Here is a 12401-nt window from a genome sequence, read left to right as displayed (position 1 = left end):
AAAAGGACAGCCAATGCCCCACCGCGATCTCCTTCCCATCCCGCTCCTGTTGTTGAGTCTGTTTCCCCTGTCGGCGCATGCCGATGACCTTGACACCCTTCAGTTCAAGGCAGGGCAATCCGTCACGCACGATAGCAACGTCTTCCGGCTGTCCGACACGGCGAATTCCCAGGCACTGATAGGGACCACGGACCGCGCGGACACAGTTTCAGTGACGACAGCAGGCTTCAAGGTAAACAAGCCTTTCGGGCTTCAGAGGTTTGAGCTCGACGCTGGGGTCGAAGACCATCACTACAGCCGCTTCTCCAATCTCGATTTCACAGCAGTGAATTACGCGGCCGCCTGGCGCTGGAGTTTTACGCCGGCCCTGCATGGCAACCTGACCTCCGACCGGCGGGAATTTGTCGACAACACGGCCGACGTCCAGAACTCCGGGCAACTCAATCGCCGGACCAACCGCTCGACCGTGTTTGATGCGGAATACGAGCTCGATGGTGCGTGGCGGCTGGTTGGCGGGCTTTTCGAACGCACCAGCACTAGCAGCCAGCCCTTCACTTTTGAAGGGGACTCAAGGATTCGTGGTGCTGAGGGCGGCGTACGTTATGTCTTCCCGTCGAACACTTCCATGGCTTATCGCTACAAGCGAGGCAACGGCGACTATCCGGGCCGGGTGCCGTCGTCAACGTTCGCGGGCAGCTTCACGGATACCGAGCATGAGGTCCGGCTGGACTGGGCGCCGACCGGAAAAACCACCCTGCGGGCACGCTTGTCCCATCTGGACCGCGAGCACGATGGATTGGCTGCGCGGGATTTTTCGGGTTTTACCGGCCAGCTTGATGCGACCTGGAACATCACGGCAAAGACAAGTCTTGCCGGAGGCCTGGTGCGGGAACTGGGCAGCTATCAGACTTCTACAGCCAGCTATTACGAAGGCTATCGCTTCTTTATCGCGCCGACCTGGAAGCCCAGCGAGAAGACGGCCGTTCGCCTGCGCTACGACCACGGCGCACGTGACTTCCGGGGGCCTTTGCCGGGCTTTGCCGCAACGGACCGCCACGACACGACCAATCTGGTTTCCCTGGCGCTTGAGTGGCAGGCGCTGCGTGCCCTCAAGTTGATAGCTTCAGTGCAGCGCGACAGGCGCAAATCCACCGAGCCGGGTTTTGACTACACCAGCAATGCCTTTGGTCTTTCAGCCCAAGCGAGCTTTTGATGGAATCCTTCAACCAACTCCGCTTTCACGCGCCGGCGTGGCCTCGGCCTGCGGCGTCCTTAACAGACATTTTGCTTTCCGAAAAGGCGACAACAAGATGAAATTCATGATTCGTAACTTTCCCCCGGTCTTATTGGCCTTGTTTCTGGCGATGACGGCCCCCGCATTCGCCCAGCCGGCTGCACCAAATCAGTCTGCTGCAGTGACGGCTCCGGTTGCGCCTGTGGCGCCGGCTGCAGCCGGAGCGGCGGCTGTGCCGGCCAACCAGGACTATCGCCTGGGTGCTGGGGATGCCATTGGCGTGCAGGTGTACCAGAGTCCGGACCTCTCGGTCGACGCGCGGGTATCTGAAAGCGGCGTGATCAGCTACCCCCTGATTGGTAGCGTTCAACTGGGCGGCCTGACGATTGGAGAGGCCGAGAAGAAGATTGCAGACGCTTTGCGCACCGGCGGTTTCGTCAAGGTGCCGCAGGTCAACATCGTCCTGCGGCAGGTACGGGGCAATCAGGTCGCCGTGCTGGGGCAGGTAAGCCGCCCGGGCCGTTTCCCCCTGGAAACATTCAACACCCGTGTCAGCGACATGCTGGCTGCTGCCGGCGGTGTGACCCCCACGGGTGACGATGTACTGATCCTGACCGGCCAGCGTGAGGGCAAGCCGTTTCGGAAAGTGATTGATATTCCGGCACTCTTTCTGAACGAGAAATCAGATGAAGACATTGTGCTGGCGGGCGGAGACACGCTGTATGTCAACAAGGCACCGGTGTTTTATATCTACGGCGAAGCGCAACGTCCCGGACCATACCGCATCGAGCGGGGCATGACCGTGATGCAGGCGCTGGCCCAGGGTGGCGGCCCCACGGTGCGCGGCAGCGAAAACCGGTTGCGCCTGCATCGCCGCGACGCGGCGGGGAAGGTCGTGGAAACAACCCCCCGGCTCACTGACCCCGTTCGCGCCGAGGATGTGATTTATGTTCGTGAAAGCCTCTTTTAAATCATGACACTCCATCAATTCCTGCTGATCCTGCGAGCCCGTTATCGGGTTGTTGTGCTCGTCATGCTGGTGGCCATATTGGCCGCGCTGGCCGTGAGCCTGGCGCTTCCCCGCAAGTACACCGCCCAGGCCGCCGTACTGGTTGACGTGCGTTCACCTGATCCGGTTGCCGGCGGCGCGGCCTTGCCCGGCCTGGTCGCACCCAGCTACATGGCGACACAGGTGGACATCATCGGCGGTGACCGTGTGGCCCAGCGCGTGGTGAAAATGCTCAAGCTGGATGAAGATCCGCGCACCAAAGCCCGTTGGCTTGAGGCCACCGATGGACGCGGGTCGCTTGAGAGCTGGCTGGCTGAGTCCCTGCAGAAGGGCCTGGATGTGCGGCCAGCGCGTGAAAGCAACGTGATCAACATCACCTACAAGGGCAGCGATCCGGATGTCGCCGCCACTACGGCCAATACCTTTGCCCAGGCGTATCTCGATACCAATCTGTCGCTAAAAACAGAGCCTGCCAAGATCTATGCCGAATGGTTTGATGACCAAACCAAGGCTTCCCGCGCGAAGCTTGAAGAAGCCCAGGCGCGCCTGTCGGAGTACCAGCAGAAGGCCGGTATTGTCAGCAGCGACGAGCGTGTGGACTACGAGACCGCGAAGCTGGGGGAAATTTCCTCGCAGCTGACGACTGTGCAGGGCGAGACTACCGACAGTCAGAGCAAACGCAGCTCCCGCGGAGATACCGTCGCTGAAGTCATGCAAAGCCCGCTGATTAACGGCCTGAAGGCCGATCTTTCGCGGCTGGAGGCCAAGGTACAGGAAATCAGTGTGCGCCTCGGGGCTAATCACCCTGAGCGGCAACGCGCTGAATCCGAACTGGCCGCTGTGAAAAGCCGGTTGGCAACCGAGACTGCGCGCATCACAGCGTCCATCGAAACAACCTACCGCGTGGGCAAGGACCGGGAGCGTGAACTGCAGGCCGCGGTAGGCGCACAGAAAGCGCGTGTGCTCGAATTGAACAAGCAACGGGACGAACTCAATGTATATCGCCGTGATGTCGAGTCGGCCCAGCGCGCTTTTGAGGCTGTCAGCCAGAGTGCATCGCAGACACGTCTTCAGAGCCTGAGCAACCAGACCAATGTTGTGCGGCTGAACATGGCAACGCCTCCTGTCAACCCTTCGAGCCCGAAACTGCTGGTGAATCTGCTGGTCGCTGCTTTTGGCGGGACGTTGCTCGGCATTGCATGCGGATTGCTGCTGGAACTGGCCAATCGCCGCGTGCGCTCTGCCGAAGACCTGGTGCAGATATTGGGCCTGCCTGTGCTGGCAAGCATTTCTTCGGATGGAGGAAGCGGCAGGCTTCCCGGTTCGCGTCGCCTGATGCTAGGCAATGGAGGGACAGCATGAATAGAAACAACGCCCCGACGATACGGTCGGTTCCCCTGACGGTTCCCAGCAAACCGGCCACGGGTGCCGGCCGCTCCATGGGGACAATCCTGGTGGACGCAGGTCGGCTGTCGCCGCCGGATGCCGAACGTATCCTCCATTTTCAACGGGACCGTGGCTTGCGCTTTGGTGATTCCGGCAAGGCCCTGGGCCTGCTGAGCGACGACGATGTGCGTTTTGCCCTCTCGGTCCAGTTTGACTATCCCTATCTTGCCAATGAAACCAAGCTCAGCCGGGAGCTGGTGGCGGCGTACCAGCCGGGCAGCCAGCCGGTTGAGCAGTTGCGTGCGCTGCGCAGCCAGTTGATGTTGCGCTGGTTTGACACCGGGGCCGAGCGCCGGGGGTTGGCAATTGTCAGCGCCGGAGCGAAAGAAGGGCGCAGCTACATCGCGGCTAACCTGGCCATCGTGTTTTCACAGCTGGGGGAGCGTACTTTGCTGGTCGACGCGGATATGCGGACGCCACGGCAACACCAGCTCTTTAACCTTGGGGCGACTGCGGGCCTGTCTGACATGCTCGCTGGCCGCGCCGGGCCGGAAGCGGTCATCAGCATACCGGCCTTGCAGGATCTGTCGGTACTGCCTGCGGGGGTCATTCCGCCTAATCCGCAGGAGCTGCTTGGGCGGCAGGAGTTTTCCAAACTGTTGCAATCATTGGGCGAGGACTTTGACGTCATCATCATCGACACACCGCCTGCCAGCGAATGTGCCGATGCGCACACGGTGGCCGTCCGCGCAGGGGCTGCTCTGGTTGTGGCGAGGCAGAACATGAGTTCCATGCCGCAAATGACCCGTTTCACTCACAGCCTGCGGGAGTTTGGGGTGGCTTTGGTGGGCTCCGTGCTTAACGATGCTTGACGAAGCGACCAACCCGCAGCTGGTAGGCGGCCCCAAGTGCGGCGGACCCCAGAAATCCACCCGCAGCGTCCGCTGCCAGGTCATACCAGCTGGCTGCCCGGCCCGGCAGGAAAGCCTGATGCAACTCATCCATGGCACCTACCGTGACGGCGCTGGCTACGCAGCAAAGCGCCATGCGCCAGCCGCGCGTTCCGCTTGCAACACCGGCAGCCGCGCCTACCATGCCGAAGACAAGCAGGTGCGCCAGTTTGTCCCAGGGCGAAGGGAACAGCCCAACGGCGATTGGCTGCGCGCCAAGAGTGTAAAGCGCTGTGGCCGTCAGGACGACGCTCATGCCCGCGAGGATGCGAAGGGTACGCAGGGGATTGCCGGGGGTTACGGTGTTCAACATGTTCACGATTTTGTCATGCCGCAGGCTGGACGGGTGGGGCCTTGCTAAGCTCTTCCCATGACAGCCCTGCCGACTGGCGCCAGCGCTGGTCGCTGCTGGTAGAAAAGATTGAGCGGGTGCAAAGCCCTGTCGACAGTCAGGCACTGCTGGCGTCCCTTAGCCATCCTGTCAGGCCACAGGTACTGGCTTTCGCCAACGCTCATGCGATGAATTCCATGGTGGCGTCGGTTCCTTTTTTTGAGGCAATGCGTTCGGCCGACCTGGTGCTCAGGGACGGTTCCGGCATGGCAACGCTGTTTAAATTGCTGCGTATGCGGCCCGGCCTCAATCTCAATGGGACGGACTTCATTCCGCAACTGATCCGGGCGTTTGACGGCCGCCGCATTGCGTTGTTCGGTACGCGTGACCCCTATCTGGCCAAGGGCCGGCTGCGTGTGCAGCAAGAACTGGCTCCCCATAGCCAGCTCATTGCAGCCGATGGTTTCCTGGATGTTGAGGCATACGCCCTGCTGGCAGTTCAGCATCAACCGGCGCTGATCGTGCTCGGCATGGGTATGCCCCGGCAGGAAGAAGTGGCGGCCGGGTTGCGTGCCTTGCTGGACTTTCCCTGCCTGATCGTTTGCGGCGGAGCCATCATTGACTTTCTGGGCGGGAAAACACCGCGTGCGCCGATGTGGATGCAGAGGGTCGGTCTGGAGTGGTTGTTTCGCCTGGCGCTGGAGCCGCGCCGGTTGTTTCAGCGCTACGTTATAGGCAATCCGCTATTCTTAACCCGGGCCTTGCGCCTGGCCTCGCTGAACCGACGCTGATCCGGCATTCACCGCCAGCGATTGACGTTGCGGTCGCGAGTGCTGGTTTTCTTCGTCTACGGCTACCGGAACGTAGCGGTTATCCACATCGGGTGTGCAGTTGGTTTTAACAACCTGCCCGGGATTGCCCATCACCACGCTGTAAGGGGGGACGCTCTCAAAGACATACGCTCCTCCGGCAATTCTGCTGCCTTTCCCCACGGTCACGCCGCCCACCACAATCGCATGCGGGCCGATCCATACATCGTCTTCAACCACCGGGTAAACGGTGTTCCGCCGGCCCTCACTGTCAATGTAGTCCCGCTGCCCGATCGTTACGCCATGAAACAACGTGACGTTGCTGCCGATACGTGCGTTCGCGTTGACGACGATGCCGCGGCCATGGGTAAGAGCAAGCCCCGGCGCAATAGAGGTTCGCCATGGTATTTCGATCCCTGCCAGCTGGCTCGTCAGCCGGTACAGCAGCTGTGCGGGAATCATCGCGAGCCAGCGCCATGCAGGCGGAAGTTGCTGGGCTGTCTGGCAAAGACGCAAGGTGACAACCACGCGAAATGCCGGATCCAGAAGGGCGCCTTTCAACGCCAGATGCCCGTCGGATCGTCCAAATTTGCGGTGAATATCGGCTTTCAGGGAAGGCATGCTATTTTTTCCATGGTTTGGCCACTGGCTGATGCCCCGGTACAGAACCACCGGGCCGAGTCATGCACGCCGGTGCGATAAGGTGTCCACGCCAATCCCAATTGTTCCGTTGCTGCCTGCGAGTCGAGTTGAATGTGCTGCGACCACAAACGGAGCAATCCCGGTGGCAACGCATCGGGTAGCCGCCAGCCATTGCTGCCAAGCAATTTCAAAGCCCGCTCAGCTGCCTTGAGTGGCGGGCCACCTACCCAGGAGTCCACGCTCAGCTGGCGCCCGCCGATGCGTTTCACCGGCGTTGCCCTGATTTCGAGAGCCAGGTCGACAAAGTAGTCGTTCCAGCGAGGACTGTCCGGCGCAGCCAGATTGAAAGCCGGCAACTCGCCTGGAGCCACCGGCAGCTGCAGCGCAACCAGCAGAGCTTGGCAAACGTCGTCCACGTGGACAAGATTGGACCAACCATCGCCTGCGGTGCCAAGGTCGCCAAGACGCCCGGACTGAAGCCATCGGCCGATGCGTCCGACCCAGAGTTCGCTGCCGGGGCCAAAAACACAGCCCGGGCGCAAAATCATGGCTTCACCGCCGCGGCGTACAAATTCCTCCAGGCTGGTTTCCGCTTCGCACTTGGCACGGCCGTACCAGCCCAGGCCGGGATCACGGGGTGCGTCCTCACGGGTCAGGCCTTCTGCAGGGCCGTAGACCGACATGGTGCTCAAATGAACAATGCGCGGGCTGCCTGCCTTGAGCGCGGCGTCAACCAGCGTGCGCATGCCTTCGGAAATGGAAGCTGCATCGCCCGCCACGCAGTTAACAACCGCATCGAAGTTTTTTAATGCCACCGCAAGTTGCCCGGCGTCTCGGGTGTCCAGTTCCAGCCATGAGGCCCGCAAATTTTCCGTGCCGTTCGCAGGATTCTTCTGTCTGGACGCGCCCGTGGGGATCGCCCACGAAGTGCTGTGCAGCATTTCCAGCAGGCGCCTGCCGATGTGGCCCGACCCTCCCAATACCAGCACCTTCATGCGGCCTCCTTCAGCTGGATCGGCGTCCGCTCTGCACGCAAGCGATGCGACAGTGTGTCGCCCAGCCGGAGCGACATGGCAATCAGGGTCAAAGTCGGATTGGCCTGGCTTGACGTAGGGAAAACGGCGCTTCCGGCTACAAACAGGTTGTGCACCGAGTGAACCTGGCAGTCGGCATTGACCACGCTGGTGCGCACGTCATTGCCCATGCGTGCGGTGCCGATGTGGTGTCCCCCGTAGGCACCGAAGCGCACGAGGTCCTCCTCAAGGGTGTGGCGGTTGTAGTCGAAGTGGGCCTTCCCGCTGCGCGCGAATTCTTCAGCCATCACGTCCAGGGTTTTGCGGACGGAGTCGATATCGGCCTGGCTGTAGCGCCAGTCCACCTTCAGGCGGGGCATACCCAGCGCATCGACGGTGCCGGCAAGTGTGACACGGCTGTGGGCCTGGGGTATTTGCTCGCCATGAACCTCGAGGCTGAAGCGGTTGGTGCGGTTGCGCAGAATCACTGATGGGAATTTGCGTTCAGCGAAAGAGCGCCTGGCCAGCCAATGGGCCAGGAAAGCCGTAGTGTCCAGAGGATCGGCCACTACATTGAGGAGGTGGCGGGCGTAAATCCCTGCCGTGGGGGCATGGCCATCGTTGAGCCGTTTACCGTATTCGTAGCTGATCAGCTTGCGCGCCAGGAACAGTCCGGACAACACACCGTTGTGGTGCGCGGGATCGGTGATGCGAGGGAAGTGCAGGCGGGCGACCGCGTTGGCAAGGCCCAGGCGCTTTTGCTCGTGTGCGGCCACAGACAGCCTGCGCCTGCAATAAATGCCTTCCGGTGAAATTTCATAGCCGTGCCGTACATTGCTGACGGGCCCATGAACAGTCAGCATGCCGACATTCCCTGCGATGTGGCACATGTAGTAGCGCCCCACCACATCGTGCTGGTTGCCGACACCTTGCGGAACGACGTCTCGCGACGCCAATAACAAACGTGCCGTTTCGAGCCCGCCCATGGCCAGCACGGTGGTGGTGGGAGTCACCCAGAAGTGTGTCCCCGACAGGGTGCGTACCTCGAGTTCCCGTACGGATTTTCCCTCGGCGTGCAGCCGCACTGCAGTGCAGTTGGCTCCCAGCAGTACTTGAACATTGGGAGCCAGCTCAAGCCGCCGCGCATAGCGATTGCCAAAATGCGTAGGGCAGGAAAACCGCTCCAGCCCATTGGTCAGCACGCGCGAACTGTCGAACCCCGCAATCATCGGGCCGGTTTCCGGCTCCAGGGCGTCACTAGCGTCATAAATGAACCGCCCGGCTTCCGCGAGGGCGTTGGCACGCGGGTAGTAGGGCAGCAGGTCTTCGTAAGACAGTGGCCACCCGCTGTGCGGAATGTAGTTGCGGGTCTCGAAGTCAATCGGGTCGAAGGGCATGCAGCGTCCGCCCCAGATCGCTGTGGAGCCTCCCAGGCGCCGCTGGCGGTATTTACCGGGTGGGCTGTGCAGCCGTTCGTCCGCGACTTCTCCTTCGCAGAGCGACTGGGTGGGGGCGTCCGCCTGCAGCTGGCCCGACTCAAGCAGCAGCACAGAATGCCCTTGCTCCGACAAGGTGAGCGCCAATGCAATACCCGCGGGGCCGCCACCCACTACGCAGACGTCCGCCTGAAGGCGGCTGCCGCCCTGAATGTCATTGGCCTGCATGATCATAGGTGCTTATCCGGGATAGATTTGGCCGTGCGCAGCGGCTGGGCTGCCACGCCGAAATTTCGCTGGTGGATGCGTGCAACGCTGGCAAAGAAACGGGCAAGGGAAAAGTTCTGTTCGTAAAGTGTCCGGCCGTTGCGCTCCAGTGAAGTCCTCAGAGCAGGCTCGTTCAGCACCCGCTGCAGGCTCTTGGCAATACCGGCCGCGTCACCAGCCTGCACAAAGCAAGCATTGACGCCATCGGTCAACACGGAAGGTATTTCGCCGACCGGGCTGCAGACCACCGCAACGCCGTTGGCCATAGCCTCCAGGATGACCAGCGGCAAACCCTCGTCGTAGGAAGGCAATACCAGGACATCGGCGCGAGCCATCAGGCGTGCGACCTGTTGCTGATCGGACCAGCCGGCAAAATCAAGCAGCGCTTCAATGCCCAGCTGCTTTGCTTTTATCCGGTAGGCTTCAATGTCACCGCCGCCGGCCAGGATCACTTCGGTTCGTGAAGCATCAAATCCCGGGAGCGCCAGCGCTTGCAAAAGATCCGATACCCCTTTGCGCTCCGACAGGTTTCCCAAAAAAAGCACGCGCTGCACGGGTTGCTCCGAGGCTATGCGCCGTGCATGGGTGGGTTCGGGAACACCGTTGATCACGATCTCTACGCGACTGGCCGGCACGCCGAGCTCTTCGACCACAAAGCGCCGTGCTGATGATCCCAGCACCACACAACTGGCCGGCAATGAAAATACCCAGCGTGTCAGCATCTGCAGCGGACGGGGTAACGAGCGGTAGAAATGGTGCAGTTGCGCAGCGTGCAAATGAAGCACCACCGGAATACCGAGGACGCGGCAGACCATGATGATCACGCTCTTGCGAAAGAGGCTCAACCGCTCGGCCATATTCACGTGGACACCCGCCAGCCGGCCATTGAGTTTTCCGCGCACTATTCTGGCCATGGCAGTAGCCAGCACCCAAAGTGAATACAGCGCGTTGGCGCCGCCGCGGGTGTCAAGCGGGCGGAGCTCCGCTGCATCGGCAGGGGCTGAAAACGCCTGGGCCTGAATCAGGTAGTCCGCGACCTTGAACATGCCGCCGCCTTTGGGCGTCCAGGGACACGCCAGGTAGATATAGCGTCCCTCGCGTTCTCGTGCGGCCGAATGCGGTAGCGATTCACTTCTCATAATTACTTTGCTGTACCTTGATAAGAAAGGCCGGGCTTTCTAAAGAGTGCGCGCTTGAAGAATGCGGTCATGGGACGCTCCAGCCACATATATGAGATGCAGCCGGCAACAACGACGGCCGCGCCCACGGCAAGCACAATGGCCAGGCTGTCCTGCACACCTATCTTTTTAAGCGCCAGCACACCGGCAGGCACCACGAAGGTGTGCGAGAGATAGATGGAATAGGACGCGTCGCCCAGAAAGGACAGGCGGGAGGCCAGCGGCGCGCGCAAGGTCCATGGCTCAGCCCAGACCGACCCAAGGACGACCAGCGCAGCACCGCAACCCCATGTGGCAAAACGGTCGGCCGAGTGTCCCCAGTCAGGGATGAACATGAACATCACGCCAGCGGCCATGACGATCAGGCCGGCTCCTGGCGATGCATGCCGAAAATGCAAAAAGGCATAAGCAATGCTGACACCAAGAATGAACTCGAAAACAATGGTCTGGGCGTAAAAGCCCAGCACCACCGAGTCCGGTACATAACGACCCGCTGTGAAAATCAGCAGAAAAACCAGCAAACAAAACCGGATGCGTGGTGCACCCAGGGCAATGGCTGCCGCAAAAACGGCATAAAAAAGCATTTCAAAATTCAACGTCCAGCCGACGGGCAGCGTGGGCAATACAAGGCCCCAGGGGCTCACGGCCGGGATGAACAAAAGGGAGGCGGCCAGGTGCCCCGGCTCCACGGACGCGCGGGATGCGAGGGTCGGCAAGGCCAGCAACAGGGCGACCTTCAACAAGGTATAGAACCAGTAAAGCGGTGCGATTCTCAGCAAGCGCCTTCGCATGAACACCCAGGCGGCATTGACTCGCGACGCTGCGTCGGAAGGCAGTGCCGACGTTGACATGGCCATGACAAAACCGCTGATGACAAAAAAGATGTCCACTCCTGCAGAGCCGTCTGCCCAATAACGGGTTGGGCCGGTTCCGCCGATGTGGATGGAGATGGCCTGGGTAATGTGCATGACCACGACAAGCATGGCCGCGGCAAACCTCAGAATTTGTACGCCCGTGAATTGCTGCGTCGCCTGCTGCTTCTGCGGGCTTCCATCGGGGGCGATCAATGGGCGCTCCCCTGAAATGCCTGGCGGGGCGCCACTGCGAAGTCCTTGAGTATGCGGCTCGCGATGGCCTCGCCAGCCGGGCGTTGCCGGCGAAGCAGGCCGCGTACGAGGCCCGCGGCATTGAAGCACCATGAGATCACCGAATAGAGCGCCTTGGTGATAGACCGTTTTCGCCAGGTCATCAGCAACACCGGCGCCGTGACGATGATGCAAAAGAACGCCATGCGCAGGAGCGCCGACACCGGCCAGAATACCAGGCTGGCCATGACAGCCCACCAGCCGAGGACGGCCAGGTACAGGCGCAGTTCCCGCAAGCCCTGCAGTGCTAGATGCAGTCGGGGCTGGCCTGCGGCAGCGCGGACCAACTCGCCTAGCCCGCAGATATATCGGGTGCTCCAGCGCCGCATCAACAAGCGATAGGGCGGCGCATCGTGGCCAAAATGGTTTGCGGCATCCACCGGCAAGCGCCACAGGTGCCAGCCGAGAGTGCGTAGCCTGATGGCCAGGTCAAATTCTTCATAGCTGTGCAGATTACGGTCGGAAAGATAGCCTGCGGCTTCAATAGCGGTGCGACGGTAAAGCCCACCGCCGTCGAGTCGGTCGACCTTGCCGGGCAGCAGGTGCGGCGAGGCGCGTTCTCCACGCGCCAGATATTCCAGGCTCTCGGTGTTTTGCTCCACCACGCGTCCACCGACCCCGGCGACATCCTCATGGGCGTCCAGGAAATCGAGTGCTTTTTCAAGAAACCCTTCCTGCATCTGCATGTCGCCATCGAGGATATAAATGAAATCGCCATGCGAATGCTGGTAGCCCAGTTGCGGGCCTACGCCGCAGCAGCGCTCATTGGGATTGGCCAGCTGGACGATACGGATGGGGTAAGTGCATGCCAGCTCCACTGTGCTGTCGGTCGAGCAGGAGTCGGCAAGAATGACCTCTCCGCCCACGGCGGAAACAGCGCGCAGCGCACTCTCGATGGTCGCCCGGATGCGTTTTTCCTCATTCAATGCCTTGATGACCACGGAGACCCGGCAGGAATGCCAGAGGGGGATAATTTTGCGGGGTGATTTGGAGTTCATTTT

The 12401-nt window shown here is 61.1% G+C and carries 12 protein-coding genes; 5 read left to right on the top strand and 7 right to left on the bottom strand.

Going from position 1 to position 12401, the window contains the following annotated elements; translation table 11 throughout:
* Positions 1–13: 13 nt before the first annotated feature.
* The 4 genes from epsL to epsG all read left to right on the top strand — a co-directional run bounded on the left by epsL (position 14) and on the right by epsG (position 4501).
* The gene (gene epsL / locus AC1DYR_RS03155) at positions 14–1213 is read left to right on the top strand and encodes an XrtB/PEP-CTERM-associated polysaccharide biosynthesis outer membrane protein EpsL (RefSeq protein WP_477703794.1); all 1200 of its coding nucleotides are present in this window, start codon (positions 14–16) and stop codon (positions 1211–1213) included.
* A 97-nt stretch (positions 1214–1310) separates the two neighbouring features.
* Positions 1311–2204: a polysaccharide export protein EpsE gene (gene epsE, locus AC1DYR_RS03150; protein WP_477703793.1), complete on the top strand. Its 894-nt coding sequence runs from the start codon at positions 1311–1313 to the stop codon at positions 2202–2204.
* Between the two features lie 3 nt (positions 2205–2207).
* Positions 2208–3605 carry a chain length determinant protein EpsF gene (gene epsF, locus AC1DYR_RS03145; RefSeq protein ID WP_477667871.1) on the top strand — a complete coding sequence of 466 codons (1398 nt, stop codon included), beginning with the start codon at positions 2208–2210 and terminating at the stop codon, positions 3603–3605.
* The gene (gene epsG / locus AC1DYR_RS03140; protein WP_477646209.1) at positions 3602–4501 is read left to right on the top strand and encodes a chain length determinant protein tyrosine kinase EpsG; all 900 of its coding nucleotides are present in this window, start codon (positions 3602–3604) and stop codon (positions 4499–4501) included. Before epsF ends, epsG begins: the two co-directional genes overlap by 4 nt.
* Here the strand turns inward: epsG and AC1DYR_RS03135 are convergent.
* Positions 4488–4892, bottom strand: a complete 405-nt coding sequence (locus tag AC1DYR_RS03135) for a VanZ family protein (RefSeq protein ID WP_477703792.1) — start codon at positions 4890–4892, stop codon at positions 4488–4490. The genes epsG and AC1DYR_RS03135 overlap by 14 nt on opposite strands.
* Before the next feature lie 41 nt (positions 4893–4933).
* On the opposite strand from AC1DYR_RS03135, the gene AC1DYR_RS03130 reads away from it, so the two are divergent.
* Positions 4934–5701 (top strand): WecB/TagA/CpsF family glycosyltransferase, encoded by a 768-nt coding sequence (locus AC1DYR_RS03130; RefSeq protein WP_477703791.1) that lies wholly within the window; start codon positions 4934–4936, stop codon positions 5699–5701.
* Here AC1DYR_RS03130 and AC1DYR_RS03125 read toward each other — a convergent pair.
* Genes AC1DYR_RS03125 through AC1DYR_RS03100 form a run of 6 tightly spaced genes read right to left on the bottom strand, consistent with a single transcriptional unit; the run spans position 5660 to position 12398 of the window.
* Positions 5660–6340 carry a serine O-acetyltransferase gene (locus AC1DYR_RS03125; RefSeq protein WP_477703790.1) on the bottom strand — a complete coding sequence of 227 codons (681 nt, stop codon included), beginning with the start codon at positions 6338–6340 and terminating at the stop codon, positions 5660–5662. The genes AC1DYR_RS03130 and AC1DYR_RS03125 overlap by 42 nt on opposite strands.
* A complete protein-coding gene (locus AC1DYR_RS03120) occupies positions 6328–7356 on the bottom strand; it encodes an NAD-dependent epimerase/dehydratase family protein (protein WP_477703789.1) in 1029 nt (342 codons plus the stop codon). The genes AC1DYR_RS03125 and AC1DYR_RS03120 overlap by 13 nt, the downstream gene beginning before the upstream one ends.
* The gene (locus AC1DYR_RS03115; protein WP_477703788.1) at positions 7353–9038 is read right to left on the bottom strand and encodes an FAD-dependent oxidoreductase; all 1686 of its coding nucleotides are present in this window, start codon (positions 9036–9038) and stop codon (positions 7353–7355) included. Before AC1DYR_RS03115 ends, AC1DYR_RS03120 begins: the two co-directional genes overlap by 4 nt.
* A gap of 2 nt (positions 9039–9040) precedes the next feature.
* Complete coding sequence (locus AC1DYR_RS03110; protein WP_477703787.1) at positions 9041–10216, bottom strand: glycosyltransferase family 4 protein; 1176 nt, start codon at positions 10214–10216, stop codon at positions 9041–9043.
* A 2-nt stretch (positions 10217–10218) separates the two neighbouring features.
* On the bottom strand, positions 10219–11322 hold the full coding sequence (locus AC1DYR_RS03105) for an acyltransferase family protein (protein WP_477703786.1): 1104 nt from the start codon (positions 11320–11322) through the stop codon (positions 10219–10221).
* Complete coding sequence (locus tag AC1DYR_RS03100; RefSeq protein ID WP_477703785.1) at positions 11319–12398, bottom strand: glycosyltransferase family 2 protein; 1080 nt, start codon at positions 12396–12398, stop codon at positions 11319–11321. Before AC1DYR_RS03100 ends, AC1DYR_RS03105 begins: the two co-directional genes overlap by 4 nt.
* Positions 12399–12401 lie beyond the last annotated feature (3 nt).

Source organism: Polaromonas sp. P1_F9, from assembly GCF_056405615.1.
The sequence above is the reverse complement of the archived record's forward strand: the minus strand, read 5'-3'. Positions and strand labels throughout refer to the sequence as shown.